The organism is Lactobacillus sp. PV012 (assembly GCF_014522325.1).
In the GTDB taxonomy this organism is placed as follows: Bacteria; Bacillota; Bacilli; order Lactobacillales; family Lactobacillaceae; genus Lactobacillus.
In genome coordinates this window covers 25222-46873 of the sequence record NZ_CP041983.1, presented here as the reverse complement: position 1 = coordinate 46873, position 21652 = coordinate 25222, and the positions used below count along the sequence as shown (strand labels likewise).

24 protein-coding genes and 2 pseudogenes are annotated in these 21652 nt (G+C 31.9%); 2 read left to right on the top strand and 24 right to left on the bottom strand.

Annotation, left to right across the window (positions count from 1 at the left end; all coding sequences use genetic code 11):
• The first annotated feature begins 100 nt into the window (after positions 1 to 100).
• Positions 101 to 250 (top strand): hypothetical protein, encoded by a 150-nt coding sequence (locus FP433_RS00230; RefSeq protein ID WP_265486738.1) that lies wholly within the window; start codon positions 101 to 103, stop codon positions 248 to 250.
• A gap of 18 nt (positions 251 to 268) precedes the next feature.
• Here FP433_RS00230 and FP433_RS00225 read toward each other — a convergent pair.
• Positions 269 to 1605 (bottom strand): annotated as a pseudogene (locus FP433_RS00225) (MFS transporter).
• Between the two features lie 263 nt (positions 1606 to 1868).
• Positions 1869 to 2429 carry a hypothetical protein gene (locus FP433_RS00220; RefSeq protein WP_265483776.1) on the bottom strand — a complete coding sequence of 187 codons (561 nt, stop codon included), beginning with the start codon at positions 2427 to 2429 and terminating at the stop codon, positions 1869 to 1871.
• 90 nt (positions 2430 to 2519) lie between these two features.
• Here FP433_RS00220 and FP433_RS00215 point away from each other — a divergent pair, with 90 nt between their 5' ends.
• A complete protein-coding gene (locus FP433_RS00215) occupies positions 2520 to 3161 on the top strand; it encodes a Crp/Fnr family transcriptional regulator (protein ID WP_265486737.1) in 642 nt (213 codons plus the stop codon).
• Between the two features lie 55 nt (positions 3162 to 3216).
• Here FP433_RS00215 and FP433_RS00210 read toward each other — a convergent pair whose 3' ends face one another.
• The 22 genes and pseudogenes from FP433_RS00210 to FP433_RS00105 all read right to left on the bottom strand — a co-directional run bounded on the left by FP433_RS00210 (position 3217) and on the right by FP433_RS00105 (position 21539).
• Positions 3217 to 5136, bottom strand: a complete 1920-nt coding sequence (locus FP433_RS00210; protein WP_265486736.1) for a copper-translocating P-type ATPase — start codon at positions 5134 to 5136, stop codon at positions 3217 to 3219.
• A complete protein-coding gene (locus tag FP433_RS00205; RefSeq protein WP_265483780.1) occupies positions 5136 to 5423 on the bottom strand; it encodes a cupredoxin domain-containing protein in 288 nt (95 codons plus the stop codon). The genes FP433_RS00210 and FP433_RS00205 overlap by 1 nt, the downstream gene beginning before the upstream one ends.
• Positions 5420 to 5797, bottom strand: a complete 378-nt coding sequence (locus FP433_RS00200) for a cupredoxin domain-containing protein (RefSeq protein WP_265483781.1) — start codon at positions 5795 to 5797, stop codon at positions 5420 to 5422. The genes FP433_RS00205 and FP433_RS00200 overlap by 4 nt, the downstream gene beginning before the upstream one ends.
• A gap of 10 nt (positions 5798 to 5807) precedes the next feature.
• Complete coding sequence (locus FP433_RS00195; RefSeq protein WP_265486735.1) at positions 5808 to 6224, bottom strand: CopY/TcrY family copper transport repressor; 417 nt, start codon at positions 6222 to 6224, stop codon at positions 5808 to 5810.
• 209 nt (positions 6225 to 6433) lie between these two features.
• The gene (locus FP433_RS00190) at positions 6434 to 7093 is read right to left on the bottom strand and encodes an ATP-binding cassette domain-containing protein (RefSeq protein ID WP_265486734.1); all 660 of its coding nucleotides are present in this window, start codon (positions 7091 to 7093) and stop codon (positions 6434 to 6436) included.
• Complete coding sequence (locus FP433_RS00185) at positions 7086 to 9161, bottom strand: hypothetical protein (RefSeq protein ID WP_265486733.1); 2076 nt, start codon at positions 9159 to 9161, stop codon at positions 7086 to 7088. Before FP433_RS00185 ends, FP433_RS00190 begins: the two co-directional genes overlap by 8 nt.
• Before the next feature lie 54 nt (positions 9162 to 9215).
• Positions 9216 to 9683: a hypothetical protein gene (locus FP433_RS00180; RefSeq protein WP_265486732.1), complete on the bottom strand. Its 468-nt coding sequence runs from the start codon at positions 9681 to 9683 to the stop codon at positions 9216 to 9218.
• 298 nt (positions 9684 to 9981) lie between these two features.
• On the bottom strand, positions 9982 to 10473 hold the full coding sequence (locus tag FP433_RS00175; protein ID WP_265486731.1) for a hypothetical protein: 492 nt from the start codon (positions 10471 to 10473) through the stop codon (positions 9982 to 9984).
• Entirely contained in the window at positions 10463 to 11062 is a 600-nt protein-coding gene (locus tag FP433_RS00170; RefSeq protein ID WP_265486730.1) for an ATP-binding cassette domain-containing protein, read from the bottom strand. The genes FP433_RS00175 and FP433_RS00170 overlap by 11 nt, the downstream gene beginning before the upstream one ends.
• Before the next feature lie 14 nt (positions 11063 to 11076).
• Positions 11077 to 11646, bottom strand: a complete 570-nt coding sequence (locus tag FP433_RS00165) for a hypothetical protein (protein ID WP_265486729.1) — start codon at positions 11644 to 11646, stop codon at positions 11077 to 11079.
• Positions 11633 to 12484: a hypothetical protein gene (locus FP433_RS00160; RefSeq protein WP_265486728.1), complete on the bottom strand. Its 852-nt coding sequence runs from the start codon at positions 12482 to 12484 to the stop codon at positions 11633 to 11635. Before FP433_RS00160 ends, FP433_RS00165 begins: the two co-directional genes overlap by 14 nt.
• A 149-nt stretch (positions 12485 to 12633) precedes the next feature.
• Positions 12634 to 13389 carry a LytR/AlgR family response regulator transcription factor gene (locus tag FP433_RS00155; protein ID WP_265486727.1) on the bottom strand — a complete coding sequence of 252 codons (756 nt, stop codon included), beginning with the start codon at positions 13387 to 13389 and terminating at the stop codon, positions 12634 to 12636.
• A 13-nt stretch (positions 13390 to 13402) separates the two neighbouring features.
• Positions 13403 to 14488, bottom strand: a complete 1086-nt coding sequence (locus FP433_RS00150) for a GHKL domain-containing protein (RefSeq protein WP_265486726.1) — start codon at positions 14486 to 14488, stop codon at positions 13403 to 13405.
• A 489-nt stretch (positions 14489 to 14977) separates the two neighbouring features.
• On the bottom strand, positions 14978 to 15217 hold the full coding sequence (locus FP433_RS00145) for a hypothetical protein (protein ID WP_265483792.1): 240 nt from the start codon (positions 15215 to 15217) through the stop codon (positions 14978 to 14980).
• 28 nt (positions 15218 to 15245) lie between these two features.
• On the bottom strand, positions 15246 to 15524 hold the full coding sequence (locus tag FP433_RS00140; protein WP_265486725.1) for a hypothetical protein: 279 nt from the start codon (positions 15522 to 15524) through the stop codon (positions 15246 to 15248).
• Positions 15508 to 15906 (bottom strand): hypothetical protein, encoded by a 399-nt coding sequence (locus FP433_RS00135; RefSeq protein ID WP_265486724.1) that lies wholly within the window; start codon positions 15904 to 15906, stop codon positions 15508 to 15510. The genes FP433_RS00140 and FP433_RS00135 overlap by 17 nt, the downstream gene beginning before the upstream one ends.
• A gap of 100 nt (positions 15907 to 16006) precedes the next feature.
• A complete protein-coding gene (locus FP433_RS00130) occupies positions 16007 to 16420 on the bottom strand; it encodes a peptide deformylase (RefSeq protein WP_265483794.1) in 414 nt (137 codons plus the stop codon).
• Positions 16421 to 16435: 15 nt separating this feature from the next.
• Positions 16436 to 17749 (bottom strand): NCS2 family permease, encoded by a 1314-nt coding sequence (locus FP433_RS00125; RefSeq protein ID WP_265486723.1) that lies wholly within the window; start codon positions 17747 to 17749, stop codon positions 16436 to 16438.
• A 166-nt stretch (positions 17750 to 17915) separates the two neighbouring features.
• Positions 17916 to 18512, bottom strand: a pseudogene (ribB, locus tag FP433_RS00120) (3,4-dihydroxy-2-butanone-4-phosphate synthase); the annotation flags it as partial.
• A gap of 230 nt (positions 18513 to 18742) precedes the next feature.
• The gene (locus FP433_RS00115) at positions 18743 to 20053 is read right to left on the bottom strand and encodes an NCS2 family permease (RefSeq protein WP_265486722.1); all 1311 of its coding nucleotides are present in this window, start codon (positions 20051 to 20053) and stop codon (positions 18743 to 18745) included.
• A gap of 132 nt (positions 20054 to 20185) precedes the next feature.
• Complete coding sequence (locus FP433_RS00110; RefSeq protein WP_265486721.1) at positions 20186 to 20872, bottom strand: deoxynucleoside kinase; 687 nt, start codon at positions 20870 to 20872, stop codon at positions 20186 to 20188.
• 19 nt (positions 20873 to 20891) lie between these two features.
• Positions 20892 to 21539 (bottom strand): deoxynucleoside kinase, encoded by a 648-nt coding sequence (locus FP433_RS00105; protein ID WP_265483798.1) that lies wholly within the window; start codon positions 21537 to 21539, stop codon positions 20892 to 20894.
• Between the last annotated feature and the right edge of the window lie 113 nt (positions 21540 to 21652).

The following is a 21652-nucleotide window of genomic DNA, read 5'->3' as shown; positions in this document are numbered from 1 at the left end:
GATATATACCAAAATCTCAAAAAGCTAGTACTGCAGAGTACTAGCTTTTTCCTTGTGTAATTAAAAAAAGAGATTATACTAAGATAAAAAGGAAAGGGTGATGATAATGAATAAAAAGAAAGAGAATCTTTTTGAAAGAGCAGCTGATTTTTTAGAAAAAAATGATGATAAAAAGGTAAATACAGATTTGCAAAAAACTATTCATCATGTACAAGACAGCCGCTTAAATGATAGTGATATTGAACGTTAAAAGGTTAGGAAATTACTCCTAACCTTTTTGTGTGTCAAATTTAGGAGAAGTTTCTGGAGCCCAAATAAGACAAATTACAAAACTAATAAATAAAACAATACCACAAATTAGCATAGCTAACTTACTCCCACCGATATTGGTCAAAATAGGTAGTAAAAAAGTTCCTGCAGCTGCACCAATTCTACTAATTGTAATGCATGTTCCAACCCCTGTACCACGAACTTTAATATCAAAAAGTTCAGTAGGATATGAATAATCTAATACTAAACCAGAAGAAAGAATAATAGAAAAAATTGAAAAAATAGTCAATTTCACTATAGAAGTAAAATGATTACCAAAGGCCAAGATAATAATTAAGATACTAGAAATTAAAAAGTTTGAAATTAAAAAAGTACGCCGACTAATTTTATTAAAAATAAAAATTCCAAATAAAATTCCTAAAAACATTGCTCCATTATAAATAATTCCTGATATTTTTTCATCTGTAATATTCATATCCTGAAGAAGAATAGGTAAAAATATACTTATTCCAAAAAATGAAAAAGTTTGACACGCATAGAACATACCTCCTACAAAAACTTTACGACGATACCGTTTTGAAAGAAGAATCTTCCATGTTGATTCCTTAGGAATATTAGTTTTCTTTAAGCGTTTAGGAATGACCCATCTGATTCCCAAATACTTTTTAAGTACCTTATTAGCTTTTTTTACTTTTCCCTTGCTTGCTAACCAACTTGGAGAAGGGGGGAGTGGAAAAAACTGCGGAACAAAGCAGCAATTAAAGCCGGAATTGCTCCAGTGGCAAAGATTACTTGCCAAGTATGACGGTTAAATCCGGTGATATAAATACCTGTAAGATAGGAGCCAATAAATCCTATTGTCCAATAAATTAAAAGTTGAGTCTGTCGCTTGCTGTCTTCACTAGCAGGTAGCCATTCTGTGAGTAGTGCATTTCCCACTGTATAGTCAATTGCTAGCATTAGTCCCACACCAACACGAAGTAGAAATGTTAGAAAAAGGCTAGATGTTAACAAATTTAAGCCTGAAAAAATGGCTAGTAGATACATATTGCCCATTAAAAGTTTTCGGCGACCAATTTCATCAGAGATTCTACCAATGATTAAACTACCAGCTAAACCGATTAATGCCCCAGCACCGATAAGTCCCGTCCATAAATCACTAATATGAATGTATTTAGCAGCACTACTTAAGGCGGTTCCGCTTATTCCGAGCGCAAATCCACATGCAATTTGTCCTAAAACTACGGCTACAAATACGCGTAAGTGAATTGGCATTAAAGGAGCTTTTTTATAGCTTTTCTTTTTAATTGGTTCTTGTATGGTTGTATCACTCATAAAAATAAATAAGATTAAAAATCCTATTTATATAAAAATCCCTCCTGAATATAAATAAAAATCTATATATTAACCCTAACAAAAATTCTTAAATCATGCAAAAAGACTTCTGAATTTAGTTATTTAGAAGTCTTAAAAATTATTTTTTAATTTCAAGTAGATGGTTGATAAATTTAAAGAAAGTTTCAAGAAGTATTCCAGCAGCCCTCAAATACATGGCTGGCATCAGTTGGTCATTAAAAGTAAAGCGGGCAGCAAAAAGATTAGTCTTCTACCTTTCTAATTTTACCTGCAGCAATTGGAAGAGTAGTGTGAGGATCATAAGACATGACGGTTCCTTTAACAGTATCAGGAAGTGGCATCGATTCAGGAACTCCGTGAACATAGACCACTCTTTTATCTAAATCAAGATTGTCGGTATTAAATGCCTTTTTAAAAGAAACTTTTAGTTCTGAAAGTGGGACATCAACTTCATATTCGTAATGACCATTTTCATCAGCTACAGGATATCCATCATGGGGAATATTCATTTTATGTGGTGCATTATCTAAAGGAACCATTGTTGTACCAGAAAATGGTTCAGTTTCTGGTAAATCGATATAACCATCATGATTTGTATCAGCAGCACTTGTAGGTACGCTGGCATCTTTTCCATCTGGAAAGCCATGAAAATGTTCCCAGTGTTCAATATTTTTAGGAGTATCAAACATTTCCACATGAATGTGTAGGGTGTTGTCAGTTTCGGTAAATTCTGCTGTTCCATGTGAAACAGAGCCAATTTTATCCTCGTTTAAAGGTTTAATATCTGCAATATACTTTGTCATTTTATTATCCTCCGTTTATTCTTAATTTATGTTTTTAGTATAATAAAATCACTAAGTAAAAAAATTGATCTAGATCAAGAAAGAAGAAAAATGAAACATAATCCAGAAAAATGTTTAACTAAGGTAGAGATCTTTAAAACATTGCCTCAAGAAGTTAAAGAAAAATTGAGTACTATTTCAACACACCAAATTCTTTATAAAAAGGGTAGATTAATAAGGAGTATGGGAGAAGCAGGAGGATTATTAGTAATTGATAGAGGGTGTGCCAAAGTATTCAATTTAGATGAAGAGGGTAATGAAGTAGTATTGAATATCTTGCAAGAAGGAGAGATAGAAGGAGAAGGGGATCTATTTAGAGATAGTAAGTCAAATACTTTCATTGAAGCGCTTGAAGATACGCAAATATGTGGAATTGATAGGAATAAGTTTCAGATATTTTTAAAAGAAAATCCTGAGGTTGCTTTAAAGTTATTGAATAATTTTGGTCAAAAAATTGTGCAGACACAACGGCATGAGCTATTAAAGTCAGTTCTAGATGCGAAAAAGCGAATTTGGGAATATTTAAAAGATATAAGTATAAAAAGCGGTGAAAAAGAGTTTTCTTTAAGATTAAAAAAGAAAGATATTGCTGCTTATTTAGGAATGTCTCCAGAAACATTTAGCCGAAAATTGAAAGAGTTGGAAAAAGAGGGAGTAATAGAAGTAAGAGGTAAAAAAGTAAAATTAAGATAGATGTGTTTGGAAGTGGAAGAGTAAAAAAGCATCCCATTAATTAGGGATGCTTTTACTATGCTCTAATTTTAACTTTATTTAGTAATAATGAGCTTGTAACAACAGAAACTGATGAAAAGGCCATTGCTAATCCTGCCAATTCTGGGCTTAAACTAAAGCCTAATCCAGCAAATAATCCTGCTGCAATAGGAATACCAATAGTATTGTAAATAAGAGCCCAAAAGAGGTTAAGCTTAATGCGATTAAAGGTTTTTTTAGACATTTCTAAAGCTCGCACAACGCCACGCAGATCGTTTTGAACTAAGACAATTCCACCAGAGTCAATTGCAATATCTGTTCCAGATCCCATTGCAATCCCAACATCTGCTGTAGAAAGGGCAGGTGCATCATTAATTCCATCACCTACAAATGCCACTATATTACCTTGTTGTTGAAGTTTTTTAATCTGAAGTGCTTTTTCATTTGGTAAAATGCCAGCTATTACTTGATCGATTCCTACTTCTTTTGCAACTGCTTGAGCGACATCTTCATTGTCCCCAGTAAGCATCACAGTTTTTAGACCACGATCTTTAAGCTCCTGGATTGCTTGTTTTGAAGTTTTTTTAGGAACATCTTGGATAGCAATTAATCCAATTATTTTGCCATCTAAACCGACATAAACAACTGTCTTAGCTTCTTTTTGAAGCTTAGTAGCTTGTTGTTTTAGATCGTCAGAAATTTCCACATCAGCTAAAAGACGATTGCTTCCAACAAAAGCAGTTTGGCCATTATAGTCGGCTTTAACTCCTTTTCCTTCAATTGCCTCAAATTCACGACTAGGCGTAATTGAAATATTTTCTTCTTTAGCCTTCTTTAAAATAGCGGTAGCTAAAGGGTGTTCTGAAGATTCTTCTAAACTAGCCGCAACAGCTAAGACAAGATTTGAGTCACCAACAATATCAGTGACTTCAGGTTTACCAACAGTGATTGTACCAGTTTTATCAAAAACAACCGTAGTTAACTTGCTAACTTCTTGTAAAACTTCACCGTTTTTGATCAAAACTCCCATTTTAGCACTACGAGCGGTTCCTACCATCAGAGCTGTTGGGGTAGCAAGACCTAAAGCACATGGGCAAGCAATAACAATTACAGCAACTGCGAATAACATAGCTTCAACTGCAGTGGCACCAATTATAGCGTACCAAATTACAAAAGTAATAATTGCAATAATCATCACAGTAGGGACAAAAATATTAGAAATTTTATCAGTTAGATTTTGAATAGGAGCATGGCTAGTTTGAGCTTTTTTAACTAAGTCAACAATTTGAGCTAACATGGTATCATTACCAATTTTTGTTGCTTTAAAAGTTATAACGCTATTAGTATTCATGGTTGAACCAATAACGGTATCACCAACCTGCTTCATTACTGGCATGCTTTCACCAGTTACCATTGATTCATCTAGGTTAGTTTTCCCTTCGGTAATAACTCCGTCTACTGGAATTTTTTCTCCAGGCTTAACGCGAATTAAATCACCAATTTGTACTTGATCCAATGGAATCTTAGTATATTGTCCATTACGTAGTACTTCTGCATCTTTTGCTTGGAGACCCATTAGTTTACCTAAAGCATTGGAGGCATTGTTATGCATCTTTTCCTCCATTGCATCCCCTAGTAAAACAAATACCGTTACAAAGGCAGCACTTTCAAAGTAAACAGGTCGATCAGTAAACATGGCAAAAATACTGTAAAAATACGCTACAGCTGTTCCCGTAGCAACAAGAGTATTCATGTTTGCGTCATGCTTTTTAAAAGCAGCCCAGGCACTCTTCCAGTAGGGAAGGGCAGAAATTGCCATAATAACGGTAGTAGTAATTAAGGCAATCCAGTTATAACCAGGCATCATCCAGCCAAAAGGCATCGCAAACATTTGGATCAACATGGGAATTGATAGAATAAAAGAAATCCAAAATCGTTGAATATTTGAGAGTTTCATTATTTTACAATAACCTTTCCATGAAACATGTCCATGCCACAAGCAAAATTATAAGTGGCTGGTTTATCAGTAGGAATGTTGACAGTGACTTCTTTTTTATTTTTAAGATCGTCATGAATGTCTAATTCTTTAAAATTCAATTCGTCTAGACAGCCAAGATTACCCTTTGGAATAAACTTAATCTGAGCAGGTTTGCCTTCTTTAAATTCAATGACATCTGGTTTGTAGCCATGATTGTCAGCTGAAACAACAACTTTTTTAACTTGATTTTTAGAAAAAATACTCATTTTACAATAACCTTTCCATGAAACATATCCATTCCACAAGCGAAGTTGTAAGTACCAGCTTTGTCAGTTGGGATGGTAACAGTAGTAATTGGTTGCTTAGTTAAGTCCTTGTTGACACCTAGTTGTTCAAAAACCACATGAGATAAACAAGCAGTGGAATCTTTTAAATCAAAGTTGATTTGAGCAGGAATCCCTTTCTTGAGTACCACTGTTGCAGGGCTGTAGCCACCGTTAACAACAATATTAGCGGTTTGCTCATCTTCTACAATAGTAGCAGCTTCTGCTTGTTGCTTATGTGGTGCAAAGAACCACCATAAAATAAATGCAATTATTACCAAGGCAATAATAATTGTAATAATTTGAGTGATGCCCATAATAATCCTCCTAGCACATCTTTTTATCAATGCAATTGCAAGCTACTGCATCCGGAGCAGTCTTTAATTTGCTTTGTACTTCTTTTTCTATCTTAATTAAATCACTTTTTGAGATGGGATAGTCTTGAAGAAGCTTCAAGATGGCACCCCCTTTATGCATATCGCACATTTTTGCAAGTAATTTTTCAGAAGACTGATTAATCATCTGAGTTTCTGTGACAAGAGGAGAATAAATAAATTTACGGCCATCTTTTTTAGAAGATAGAAGTCCTTTAGTAATTAGTCTTCGAATTAAAGTCTTGATAGTTGATTGAGACCAAGACTTTTTATCTTTTAAAGCCGCTAAAATATCACTCGTATAAGCTTCTTGAAGAGTCCAAACAATACGCATCACTTCCCATTCAGCATCTGATATTTCTTGATACATTTAAGTTATCTCTTTTCGTTTACATTTGTAATCTTAAAATATAAATTTACATTTGTCAACAAAAAAAGCCCTCTTAGAATTTTCTAAAAAGACTTTTCTTGTTTGTTGAAGTTGTTATAAAGATGATTAAGAGTATCAATCACCTAATCCAATTATAGTACAATTAAATAAAAAAATAAAAAACAAAAATAAAGTTTGTTGGTCTGATGTCATATCTGAGAAGTTAAATCTTGTAGTTGATACTTGTAGTCGCTTTTATTAATGATATAAGGATCATGAGAAACTAAGATAACAGTTTTTCCATTTTCTTTTGCATACTGAAAAATTTTAAAAATCTTCTCACGATTCTTAGGATCAACAGAGCCTGTAGGTTCATCTCCAAAGATAATCTCACCTGGTTTAAGTAATGCTCTGATTAAAGCTAGACGCTGTTGCTCACCACCTGATAGAGTAGCAACTTTTTGTTTTAAAGAAACTTGGGGTAAAAATTGCTGCAATAGTCTTGCTTTTTCTTGTTCAAATTCTTGGTGATTAATTTTATGATTATATGCTAAGTTTAGATTGTAATTAACAGATTTGTCATTAATCAAAGCAAAATTTTGAAAAAGAAAACTAATTTCATTTTTTAAAATTTTACGAGCCCGAAAAGTATTTGGACGAGGAGCTTGTTGTTTTTTAAAATAAATCTTACCTTTAGATGGTTTTTCTAATAAGCCCATAATATGAATTAAAGTAGATTTGCCACTCCCACTTTCGCCATAGATAGTTGTAATGGTATTAGGGAAAATATCAAGATTGAGATTTTGAAAAATGATTCTTTTACGATACTTTTTAGAAAGATTTTTGACAGAAAGAATTGGGTTAGTCATTGATTGCCCTCCTGAGCGAATATTTTGAAAAAATAGTAATGGAAATAATTGCGATGAGTGCTTCGAGAATTTCGGCTAGGGCAAAGGTCATGAGATATGGTGGCGTAAATCTATGAAAATAAAATTTTAGCAAAGCTAAAATTACGAAAAATTGGATTACCCAGATTATCCAGTAAAAACGAGTACTGTATATTCTTGAATACCCCAGAGTTTGTTTTAAAGCGCTGCTTTTGCCGTAGACAGTAAAGTAGAGATAAATAGTTGAAAAGACAACTAACAAAAATAGGATAAATACTAGGAGATTTTCTTTGAATAAGCCAGTAATTCCGTCAAAACTTCCAAGTAAATCTTCATAAGCAGCATTTGAAGTGGCAGCTAAATGAGGATAGTTATCCAGCAAGTTATTTTTCTTTAGAAATGCGAAATAAAAATGATAAGTATTTCCTGGGGAATTATTAACCAATGGAATTTTTAGGGGATCATTAACATCACCAGTACCAATATTGAGAGTAGGATAATAATGATAGTTTTTACTAGTAAGAGTATAAATATACTTGTAGTTAGTTAATTTTTTTCCTGAAGAAGAAAAAATAGGTTGATTATTTTTGATGTAAATAACTGAAAAAGATAGTTTTTCTTGAAGTGCTGTTCTAGCGTTTTGTTGAATATTAGAAATTTGAGTTTTATATTTTTGAGGTACTAAAAGTACTAGATGTTTTTCTTTTTCTGAAATAACAATAGGCTTATTTTCTGAATTCTTTAAAGGGAACTTTTTGAGATAATTATTATTGATAGCAATAGTAGGATATTTGAGAGTTGCATTAGGGCCTTCTGCGCCGCTGCTATCAATATAGAGTGCGTGCTGAGCGTTGGCAAAAGAATACAATTTCTTTATGATTTTATCGTTCTTTTTAAAATAGACGACATTATTGTCATTATAGCCATCATACTTGGGATAAAAAGTTCCGTATGAGTTATAGATGGTTGGTTGTGGAATAAAGGAGTGATAATATTGAATTAAAAAATCTCCTACTGGTGCTGCTGATAGTAATAATAGAGTTAAAATGAGGCCTTTAAGAGCAGCTAGTCCAAAGAAAAAATTTTTTGTGTAGGTAAAGCCATCAAGCAAAGTGGGTAGAGAAAATTTGCAAAAAATAAAAATGATAATCAAAGATAGCAAAATTTCTCCCCCGAAAAAGAGGGAAATCATTCCAATAAGCATAAGCAGATGATTTAAAAGACTATAGTGTGTCAGATATAGAGTAATAAAAACGATAGAAAGTAAATAGCTGATGATAAAAGGATAAAGAAAAAGTTGATGGAAAATAGTAAAGATATTCTTACCTTCTAAGCGTAATACACCAATTGTGTGGGAGAATGAAAAACAAAAGATAATAAAGAAAATAATTTGAAAAATTAGTAATCCTAATAAGGGATAGAGATAATCATTATCGGCAATAAATCGATCATCTAGTGGTAACATCTCTTCACTATCAAAATTGTGCCAGCTCCAATGAGAATGAAATTCTGCATTAATATTTTTTGCAAGTAATTTTTTGAAATCCTTAACTAATCCTGAATCGATCGTTTCAATGTAATAATGACCTTCAAAGGTACTTGAAGAAGTAGTAAGAGGTTTAACAGTAATATTTAAATTACCATAATGAGGCAAAGAATTCTGGTAGTAAGTCTTGTTTTTAAAGTTAATACCAAAATTTTGTTTAAGAGAACTAGTTGAAAGATTACTTACTTCATAGGTTAAGGAAGGAGTGAGAATCTTGTTGTAGGAAAAATTAGCGAAATTCAAATTGCTAGAAGGATTGTTTGCTTCTTTTAAAAACGGTATATCTAAAGTTGAACTTGTTTTTTGAAGTGCGTGAATTACTTTAGTGTACTCATTTTGAGAAGTAGGATCTTGTGGCAAATCGATTTGAGTGTAGTTACTGCTTAAATCAGTAATTTCTAAAATTCTTTGATTATTAAGTTTTTGACTGAAAAGGAGTAATGCAGTGAAAGTCACTGCAACATTTAAAAAGATAAGAAATAATTTGAGAATTTTTTTATACATTATTTAAACCAGACTAATATAATTAAATAGCGATGCTTTTAAGCACCGCTATTTTTAATTTTCAGAGTACCATGTTTTAGCTGTTCCGTAACCTTTAGCAGTTGCGTAAGACCATCCTCGTTCAATGCCAACAGCAGTTCGTATTTTTCCGCTACCGACTTTTGCTGATGAGTGGTGACGTCCCAAAGTATAGTAAAAGTTAGAATGAGACCATTTGTAATGATTGAAGTAATTATTATGATCGGTGTATGAAACCCATCTACCGTTTTTCATATTAACTACATCCCGTGCTAAAGAAACTGTAAACCATGGAGTAGAAGTTTGGATTCTTTTCTTTGGAGCAACAAAAAGAGGAGAAGAGGACTCTTTAATCTTTTGCCCTTCGATAACAACAGATCCTGAAGAAGGCATATCATCAGTGATATCGATTGTGGCGGCATGGGCAGAGGAAATTGAAGAACTCAAAACTCCAGTTAACCCTAAAAGAGTCGAAAATACTACTAATTTCTTTTTTAACATCATAATTAAAATCCTTTCAAAAATAATAATTTATTGATGTAGAAAGTATACCTTAAAATTATCTTTAAAAACGAAAATGGCCTAAGTTGCCGTTTTTTTGGCCTATTCGTTAAATTTTTAAGAAAATTAAAGCTTAAAAAGAATCTATCAGATAAATTAATTGGATAGATTCTTTTAACCATAGGTTCTAAATGTTTGTTTTACGTTTAATTCGTCTTTAATTATAAAAGAAAATTGTTTTAATTAGAAAAATTCTCTAACTAGTTGATTTTAACGAATATTTGATAGAGGAATAGTTGAGTTATTGATTTTGAAAAACTGTAGTAACAATACTTCTAATAATTATTAAAAAAATTGGGATAAAGATAGCTTTTTCGAGTTGATAGTTGTATAGGAAATAGCTTAGACAAAACGTGGAGATTAAAAATAAAAGAGTTAAACTAATTGAAATAATCTCAAAAGCCAAAGTAAAAGTTATTAAATGTATTAAGAGAATTCCAAGAAAGTATTGAATTAGATAAGGAGAAAGCTTAATAAGTTTTTCTTTAAAAGTTAAGTTGCGAAAAATAATAAAATTATTTATTGAGGAAAAAGTAGTACTTGCTAACAAAATACTTAACCAGTCAAAGATAAATATCAAACCATTAAGAGACCTTAATAGAAGAGTTTTGTTATACCAACCATAAGTTATTAAAAATAAAGTTCTATTTGAAAGAGATTGAGTTATTTTTACTTCAATCAAAAAGATAGCCAAAAAAAGAGTAAAAGAAAAATAAACTTTATTAATTTTCATCTACAAGTACTCCGTCACTTAACTTATAAAAGTGAGTATAAGGTATTTCAGGAATTTCATCGTGGCTTGCAACGATGATCGTTTTGCCTTCTTCTTTTAATTTTTTGAGTAGAGAAGCAAATTGATGAATGCTATCAGGATCTAGTCCGCGAGTAGGTTCATCAAATAAAATTAAATTTTGATCTTCCATAACGGCTTGGATAATGCCAATTTTTTGTCGCATTCCAATAGAATATTTCCGAATAGCTTGTTGGTCGTTGGGATCTAAGTAGAAAAATTTTAAAAGTTGAAGAACTTTTTCCTCATTATAATTATTGCGCAAATTAGCTAAGAATTGTAGGTTGGATAGTCCTGTTTCATATTCTAAAAAGCCAGGATTTTCAATTAAGGCGCCAATATATGTATTATTATCAAACGTTATACTGCCACTATCTGCTTTAAGAAGCCCTGTAATAATTTTAAAAATGGTAGATTTTCCAGAACCGTTACGACCGGCGATATGAATTAACTGCCCTGGCTCAGTGGTTAGATTAATATCTTTGAGAACTTGTTTCTTTTTAAATGATTTTTGGAGATTTGAAATTTGCATAAGTAGCCTTTCTACTAAATATAAACATTGTGCATAGCACGCCAAAGAGGGTCAAAATATTTACTGTAGTGAATAATTAAGTAATTAGTTTCAAGAGTTTGATGATAGAAAATATTAATAAAGAGAATTAATAAGAGCCAAATAACTGGATATTTTGAATTATAGAGCAAAATTAGACACCAAGTTAAAATGGCTAAAATTATAAAATGAAGTAAAATGATTAAACTTCCATAAATGAGATTCCCGTATTTAAAGCTAAAAGTTCCTGTGAAAATAAACGGTAAAAACAGGCCCAGTATAAATAGAATTAAATTTGCACCTATAGATAAGCAAAGTTGATAGAGGAATAAGGATTTCATTTTGCGAATAATAATTAGGGAACGAATTTTTTTGAAATAAAATATTTCCCAAGCAATTAAAAGTAGGAAGAATGTCTGATAATAAGTTGAAAGTCCATGTTGATGAATAAATAAGTAGGGTAAATCATCACTTGCTCTAGTAAAAAAGATAAGAAAGCCAAAAATAGTTCCTAATATTAATGAAAATAATGCAAAGATTATAAATGTTCTTTTAATTTTTGCCATATTTAAGTCTCCGTTTTTTCCAGATAACAGCTAGAACAAGAGCTAAACAAATATAAAATACAGCCGAAAGGATGAATTGAAGATAATAATTTATTGGGTATGCTAAACCATAAAAGGTGGTAAAACCAGGGGATACCAATGCTTCTGGAAAGAGAGTACCGCTAATAACCATAACTAGAGAGTTCCGATTTCCGAAAGTTGAAATTAATAAGGTAATAATTAAGAAAAAGAGAAATCCACTAGGAATAGAAAAAATTATCTTTGGAATATATAAGTTCAGAGCAAAAATAAACATTGAATAAATTCCCCAACCTAACGCATTTAAAACGATAATAGAAACTACTTCGATTAATGTATTATTTGAAAAAGAAGGGATACCAACTTCTTTAAAATAACCATTAACAGAATAGTTAATTCCTGAAAGAGTAAATTTAACAAAAATAATTTCATAAATACTAGTAAAAAGGGAAAGTAAAAATCCACCTAGAAATGAAGAAAGAAACCCTTTCTTTAAGTATTTTGGATAGGATATTCTTTGGGGCAAAAAATTAAATGTAGCGTTGTCTTTTTGATAAATATAAAAGAGTGAGCCAAAAAGTGGGATAATTATGAAACTTACAATAGTATAGATAAGGCCGGGTGTAGTAAAAGGAGGATCTTGGGAAAGTTGGATGTGTACAAATGAATTCAATCCTTGAAAAGGATCAGTTCTATTTAGTTTTCTAATTTGAACTAATAAAGAATGTTCTTCTTGCCAGTAAGTAAATAGGTAAAAATTAAGGGTAATAAAATAAATAGAAAAAAGAAGGGCTAAAATTCTTTTAGTATTTTTGAGCATTGTTGTTAATCCTTTAGAGTAATAAAGAAGGAAATAAATTCCTTTCAAATAAATATTTCGTTTAAAAATATATCTGAAAAAAATCTATAAAAACAAAATTGGCGTAAATTGCAGTTTTTTTGGCATATTTGTTAAGTTTTGGGTAGAAATTAGTTATTTTTGAGCTTTTTTATAACTTTTTGGTATCGAAGAGAATAAGGAATAGAATCATTGTTTGTAAAAATGATAATTCTATCTTTTAAATTTATATCAGAAATATTTTTATAATTGATGAGGTATGATTGAGAAACTTTAATTAAAGTAGGATATTGCTTAGTAATATTTTTTATACTTTCTCTAAAGTAAGACGAGCCTTCTTTTGTAATTAAAGCTAAGCTATGGGAATTTTTAATAGTAGAAATATAATAGATACTATCAAGGCTAATTTGATAGATGTGACTACCAATTTTATAAGTAAAAATCTCTTTTTTATCTTGTGAAAATTTAAGAAGATTATCGATGGCTTGGGTTAAAGTATCAGTAATACGTTGTTGAAACTCCACTTTTGGTAGAGTCTTTAGGATATAATCTAATACATCAATTCGACGCTGATAGGTTAAAAAGGCAAACTTTTGATAGGAAGTCACAAAAATTATTTGTCCTTTAGGATCAAGATGATGAATTTGCTCAGCTAAATCTAGACCATTTTTTTCTTGTTGAAGTTCAATATCAAGAAAGTAGATATTATTTTGGGTTTTATGTGTAGAAATATAATTTAGCAGTTCAGAATAATTGGTTGTAGTCTTTAAAATGTCAAAGGTACGTTGTTCATCAGATAAGATAATTGTAGATTGTTTAACAGCAACAGTTACTTCTTGAAGATAAGCAGGATTATCATCACAAATAAAGACATTAAATTGGATCATTTGTTTTTTCCTCCTATTTATTAAAAATTGTAAGTGTAAAAGTAAACCAACCATTTTTCTGACTATGATAAAAGGAAAGACTATCATAGTGTGTAATGATTTCTACAACATTTGCTAATCCTAAGCCTGAATGACCAGCTTTAGTTGTAACTCTGCGTTGAGTAAGATTGTCAGTTTTATTTTGAGGAGAAGTTCTATTTTTAATGGTAATTTCTAGTTCTTCAGAATTAGGTTGATGAATCATAGTTCTAATTTCAGGAATTTTATTTAGCTGTTGAAGTTTTAAGCTTTCCTCAATTGCATTATTGTAACCAATACCAATTATTCTAATTAAATCAAATATGTTTATTGAGGAAGGAATTTTTGTTGGCATAGTACATTCAAAAGTATAGGGAATTTTGTATTCATAAATTTGATTAAATTTCTCTATCATTAAACTTTTTAGATAAGGATTTGAAATATTATTTAATTCAGAAATATTTAATTCATTTGTAGAAATTTGTTTAGTTGAATAAACGTCTAATTTAGGCAATATTTCTTTAAGCTGCTTGGAATTTACATTATGAGTTAGACTTTTGAGAAGATCTTGATAATCATGTTTAAAGGCATGGAGCTTGTCTTGTTCTATCTGAAGTGTTTGTAAGTAAATATCTAAGTTTTTGTTTTCTCTTGCTAATTGTTGAGCTGCCTCCTTTTTTTGATAGTAGCGCAGTAAAAATATTAAAAAGATAAATTGAAAAAGAATAAAAATTAAAACAGTAGATTTAGAAAAATTTTCTACTAGAAGCAAAGTAACAAAAGAAAAAATAATTAAAGAAAGTAAATAATAGTCATTATTTTTAGTGAGAAATTTGGTGAATTTAAAGTGGTATGTTACCCAAGCTAGTATAAAAATTACTAGAAGATAAAAAAGTACTGAAAAGTAGGGGAAGGAAAAGATTTTATAATCTTTTAGTTCGCCTAAAGTTGAATCGACTGCTAGCGAAAGAAAATTGGTTAATACAACTGTAGTTAGAGTTTGTAAAGAACCAAATTTTTTTTGGTAAAAAAGCCAGAAACTAAAAATTTCAAGGATTGTTACAATCAGAGTGATAGGCATTCCGAAATCTTGTAAGATAAATAAAATGGGAAAAGTAATAAAAAAGAAAATAATATCTGAAAGATAAAATTTTCTTTTATTGTTTAAGGCATAGAAAATTATGTAGTCAAATAATAAAGCAAATAATTCGTATAATCCTATTTCCAGCCAATTAGGTGTTAGTTCTACCATTTGAATAAGTGACTACTTTTCTTGCCACGATTAGTAAAAAAAGAAACAAACGGATTAAAAAATAATAATTCAAAAATATTCATCATTGAAACCTCCAAAAAATTATATTTTTTAGTGTAACATACATAGAAATACCAAAAAAGACCTTTCTAACAGTAAAGAGAGGTCTTTTACCATTTGGTGATTATGAGGCTCCAAATGGTTGGTTTGTGTTTAACGAAATCTTATTATAAAGGAAAATTGAAATAGTTATAAAACTTTTCCTAAGTGGTCGATTTTTAAGAATATGTGGTAAAATGACCGGATTTGACGCTAAAGTTAGTCATTTTTGGCTACTTTTTTGATTCCCCAAATATTCAGAATGACACCTAGAATAAAGGTGATAATTGCTAAGACTAAGGAAAAAGTGCTTTGATTTTCATAGTAAATATAACCAACTGCAATGAATAAAATTGGAATATAAATAATAAGATACCAGAGTCCAATTTTTTGATATAGCCTGGGAGACAAATTTTGGCTTATAAAAGCTAAAATAAGAATTAATAGATAATATAACATAAGTAAATAATCCCTCCTCCATATGGAACTATTTAAAGGTATGGAAAGAATAATTACCATTAAAATTATAATCCATATAGATATAACTGTGCTTATGGCGACGATTATATCTTAATAGCGCTTCAGCAACATTATGATTATGATCAGAGAGCACTTTACCCCAAGCACCTAATAGTGCACCAGATACATCTCCAATACCAGGTACAGCTACTGAGAGCATGCCAATATATTCAACTGCTGTACCAGATATTTCTAAGTAATGAGCTTCTTGGTAGACAGCAGCATTAGATTCAAAACCAGTATACATGGCCCCAACATCTTCTACGAGCTAAAGAAAAAAATGGAGCATCAGTATTAGAAACAATTTCTTTAGTTGTTGGATCGATCATACTATGATTTTTTTTAATAGTAGTATTAGTAAGGAGAAGTTGTGATTGAACTGCTTTTACAACATTGGAAGAAAATGAGGCAGTTGAGGGTAACTGAAGAACGTATTGATTGTTAACTACTTTTATATAGGGATCAATGTTTTGAATTGTAAAAGTATTAAGTGAATTAATAGAAGAAGTTGCAGTCTTGGTAGAGGTTGTAGCTGCATGAACTTGGGTAGTATTAAATAAGCCGAGGTACTCTGTACTTCCTAAAAGAGATAGTGCGATAATAGTGTTTAGTATGCTTTTTCTTTTCATAATTTTACTCCTTTAATTAAATATTCAAAGTAAATATAAATCAAAAAAATCAAAAAATCAAAAAATCGGTCTTCAAAAAAAGGCAGTTATTCAACTACCTTTAAATAATAATTCCCTTAGTATGATCAATTTCATGTTGAATCACTTCTGCAACAAATCCTGTAAATGATTGAGTTGTCTTTTCGAAATTATGATTTTGAAATTCAACAGTTATTTCCCGGTAACGTGTTGTTGGTCGCTGCCCACTTAGTGAAAGGCATCCCTCTTGCGTATGATATTCTCCTGATTTATTAATAATTCTTGGATTAAACATCACCATTGGAAGTGGCCCAGCGAAAAAAGCAATAATATTCTTTTGCACGCCAATCATATTAGCTGCTAGTCCAACTGCACGTTCTTTGTTAGCAATCAAAGTATCGGTTAAATCTTGAGCCACTTGGATGTCCGCAGTTGTGGCAGGAGTACTTTTTTGTGATAAAAACATCACATCTTTAACAATTGATTTTTTACTCATGAAGTCCCCCTTTCGTTATCCCATGTTGGTAATTAAGAAAAAGATGATGAATAAGACAAATAAGATGTACATCATTGGGGAAATTTCTTTATAACGCTTTGCAGCAATCATGGTAATGGGATAAGCAATCATTCCCAAGGCTAATCCATCAGAAATAGAGTAAGTAAGAGGCATTCCAACCACAACTAAGAAAGCAGGGAAGGCAACTTCAAACTTATCCCAGTCGATTCTTTTTAGATTACCTGCCATTAAGACCCCAACAATAATTAAGGCGGGAGCGGTAACAGTCGTAGGGATGACAGCAAGTAAAGGACTAAAAATCATTGAAATCAAAAATAAAATTCCCACAAAGATAGCAGTTAGTCCTGTTTTACCACCCATAGCAATTCCTGCACTTGATTCTACTGAAGTTCCAAGGGGAGCAGTACCCAAAATAGATCCTTCAACCATTGCTAGAGAATCAGATAAGAATGCTTTTCCAATACGAGGAATTTTACCATTTTTATCTACTAAACCAGCTTGTTGGGTCATTCCAATTAAAGTACCTGCTGTATCAAAAAATGTAACTAATAGGAAGGTTAAAACAACCATAAATAGTTGTGGGGTATTGATATCACTTAAATGAAAAACTGCTTGGCCAAAAGTTGGTGCAATTGAAGGCGGAGTAGAAATAATACCTTGTGGTGTAGCAATCTGACCGATAAAAATTCCAAAAATAGCAGTTACAATCATTCCAATAAAAATGGACCCCGGTACTTTAGCAGCTAATAAGATCACTGTAAGTACTAATCCAAATAAAGTAATCCAAACTGCTGGATTGCTAAAAGAACCTAATCCAACAAGAGAAGATTTGTTATCAACAATTAATTTACCATTTTGTAACCCAATAAAGGCAATAAATAAACCGATCCCAGCAGAAATGGCATATTTTAAGTCTTGAGGGATGGCATCAACAACTTTTTCTCTTAGTTTAAAAATTGTAATTAAAATAAATAAAATTGAAGCTACTAAGACACTAGCTAAGGCAGTTTGCCAATTGATATGCATCCCAATGACAACATTGTATGAGAAAAAGGCAGCACTACCCAAAGTAGGTGCTAGAGCAATCGGGTAGTTTGCAATTAATCCCATCAAAACACATCCAATAGCGGTTGCGATAGCAGTTACAGTAAAGGCAGCTCCTTTGTTAATTCCAGCTGCACTTAAAATATTAGGGTTAACAAATAAGATGTAGGAGAGACTGACAAAAGTAGTAAGAGCTGCAATAAACTCTTTTTTGACAGTGGTATGAGCATCTTGTAAATGAAAGACCTTGTTTAATGTCTGCATTTAAATATCCTCCGATTATAAATTAATAAAATTGATTAATTGTTACTAGTGTAGCACAGAATTTTTATGGGAGAAGAGAAAAAATTAAGTTTTTTTAATTTTCCAAACAAAAAGCGTTACACCCTCTAGGTATAACGCAGATTGATTAAATGTTAGGATGAAATTCACGGACATACTCTTGTAATTCCGCAATAGTAAAATATGGCATTTCATGAGTTTGGGCAAACTCTTTGAGATATGGGCGACGTCCCATGCTACCATCAGGTTTAATCATTTCGCAAATATATGCTACTTCAGGTTCGCCGGCTAAACGAGCAAGAGTTAAACCTGTTTCAGTATGACCATTTCGGTCTAAGACGCCGTGTTGCTTTGCACGTAATGGAAAAATATGACCAGGTTTATAGAAATCTTCTGCCTTTGAAGAAGGATCACTAAGTTTCTGGATAGTTAAAGCACGATCAGCCGCTGAAATACCAGTAGTGGTGTCCTTATAGTCAACACTAATAGTAAAAGCTGTTCCGTAAGGGTCAGTGTTATGTTGGTTCATTGGATATAAATCTAATTTATCCGCAATAGCAGGAGAAACGGGTGCACATAACAAGCCACGAGCATTCTTGATAATGAAATTAACATTATCTGCTGTCACCTTGGAACCTAAACCAATCATGTCTCCTTCTGCTTCGCGATCTTCATCATCAGCTACGATTACCAAACCGCCATTTTTTAACCATTCAAGTGCATTTTCAATTTTTTCTTTAATCATCTTTGACATTGACAAAATCTCCTTTAATTAAACTAACGAAACATTGTTAACAAGTGGGAAATTATGTAGTATCAAAGCATGAAATTACCATAAATTTAGCTAAATATAAAGTAAAGTAATATGGATCTCATCGCTCCTTAAAATAAAATTTACAATTATTATATTAACTATTTTAATTTTTATTGTCAATTTTTTATAGAAAAAAATGAGGAATTATCCTCATAAATTTCCTATTTAAAATTTAGTACCCACAAGAAGATGATGAAGATTACAAATAGTACCCACATCATTGGTGTGACTTCTTTATAGCGGCGGGCAGCTACCATCGAAATTGGATAAGTTATCATTCCCCAGGCAAGTCCATCAGAAATACTATAACTAAGTGGCATTCCGATTAAAATTAAAAATGCAGGAACAGCAATTTCTAATTTATTCCAATGAATATGAGCAGTATTTTGGGCCATTAATACACCGACAATAATTAATGCGGGAGCAGTTACTTGAACAGTAAAGACACTAAGAAGAGGACTAAAAATCATTGAAATCAAGAAAAAGATGGCAACGAAAACAGCGGTTAAACCAGAACGACCGCCAATTGCAATCCCAGCACTTGATTCAACGTAAGCTCCAACAGGAGAAGTTCCGAAAATTGATCCAAATAGCATTGCAGTAGAATCAGCAGCCAACGCTTTTCCCACACGAGGCATTTTATTATTTTTCATAAAACCAGCTTGTTGCGCTAACCCAATTAATGTTCCGGCTGTATCAAAGAAAGTAACTAATAGGAAGGTTAAAACAACTACCCACATTTGTAGAGTATTAATATCTTTTAAGTGAAAAATTGCTTGGCCAAAAGTTGGAGCTAAGCTTGGTGCCAAAGAAATAAATTTGTGAGGAAGTGAAATTTGTCCAGTGCATATTCCAAAAATTGAAGCACCAATCATTCCAATAAAAATTGCTCCTGGAACTCCTAAAATCATTAGGATAATTGTAATAAATAATCCAACAATTGTAATCCAAACAAGTGGGTTATGAAGAGAACCAAGCCCAACTAAAGTTGATTTATTAGCAACAATTAAGCCACCATTTTGAAAACCTAGAAAGGCAATAAAAAGACCAATACCTGAAGAAATTGCAAATTTTAAATCAGCTGGAATTGAATCGATAATTTTTTCGCGTAATTTAAAGAGGGTAATTAAAATGAAAATTATGGAAGCGACAAATACACTAGCTAAAGCTGTTTGCCAAGAAACGTGCATTCCAATACAAACCGTATAAGCAAAAAATGCGTTAATTCCCAGAGCTGGTGCTTCTCCAATAGGATAATTGGCAACGATTCCCATGATTGCAGTACCTAAGGCTGCTGAAAGAGCAGTAGCAGTAAATACGGCACCGGTATTCATGCCGCTTGCTCCTAAAACAGAGGGATTAACGAAAAGGATATAGGACATACTAATGAAAGTGGTGAGTCCTGCCAAAAACTCGGTTTGAATATTGGTCCCGAGGCTATCCAATTTAAAATATTGTTTTACGAAGTTCATCTTAACCTCCATTGTGAATGTTCGTGTTTAACAATTAAAAGCATTACTTTAATAGTGTATCAAGCAATTATATTCTTGTAAACCCGAATTATAAATAATACAGCCAAAAATAAAAAGCCCTAATTTTAGGACTTAAGCTTCAAGACTAATATTAGTAGATTTATCCCAATTTTCTGGCAATTTACCTACTTCTTTTAGTTTAGTTACAATTTGTGCTAAGACAATACTACGGTCATTATCATTTGCCATAAAATCGTATTTATCGCCATCAATAATCATCTTTGGAGAATAGTCGTAACGATCATACCAAGGTTCATAGTAACGTAATAAACGCTTGTAGTAGTCTTCCAAAGTTGGATCATAGCTGAGTTGTTCGTAATTACGACCACGTTTTTGAATTCGCTTGAGCATAGTGTCATAAGAAACTTTAATATGCACAAGTAAATCAGGATTTTTCTTTGGCATATGGTCTAATTCATTCATCATATTATTTAAAAGATCGTAATATGTGTCAACTTCTTCAGTGGTAGCTCGTCCAATGTCAGCATTCATTTGGAAAAAGAGTGCATCTTCATAGATTGAACGGTCAAGCACATTATTATCATCAGTTAGTGCTTTTTTGATACTTTGAAAGCGTGTATTTAGAAAGTAAACTTGAAGTAAAAAAGCATATTTTTTAGGATTTTCATAAAAGAGAGGAAGGACAGGATTGTCATCCACACTTTCATAAAAAGGCTTAGTTTCTAAATAGTCTGATAAAATTCCTGTTAAACTAGACTTTCCGGCTCCAATAGGCCCACTTAAAACAATAACTGTCATCACATTCCTTCTTTAATTCTTACAGATTACCCACTTCATTTAACTTCTGGTCAATAAGTGCAATAACTTCCTTGCGTGCGTTCTCATCAACTACAAAGTCATATTTATCTCCATCAATTTTCATTTTTGGAGAAGCATCATAGGCTTCGAACCATGGTTCATAGTATTGAATTAAACGGGCATAGTAGTTCTTCAATTCAGGATCAGTAGAGAGTTGTTCAAAAGAACGACCACGTTTTTGGATTCGTTTAAGCATTGTATCCAATGAAACGTGAATATAGATCAATAAATCTGGTTTTTTACTTGGATTACCTGGAGCATCAGCCATCATATTATGTAAAAGACTATTGTAGATATTAAACTCGGTTGGATCGGCCTTCCCACTGTCTACATTCATCTTGAAAAAGAGCGCATCTTCATAAATTGAGCGATCTGAAACATTATTAGGCTCTAAAATAGCTTCGTTAATTTGATCTAAACGGTGATTTAGAAGATAGATATTTAATAAAAAGGTATAATGTGCCATATCTTGATAGTAAAGAGGAAGAATGGGATTATTATCTACACCTTCATAAAAACCTTTACTTCCTAAATGCTCAGATAAAATACTGGTTAAACTGGATTTTCCGGCTCCAATAGGCCCGCTTAAAACAATAACTGGAATCACATTCTTTCTACAATATGTTGTTTGCTTTACCAGTTTAGAACAATATCTTGTGGTTGTGCAAGTGGTTTTTAAAAAATGTTCCACACAAAAAAGTCAAGCAGTAGCTTGGCTTT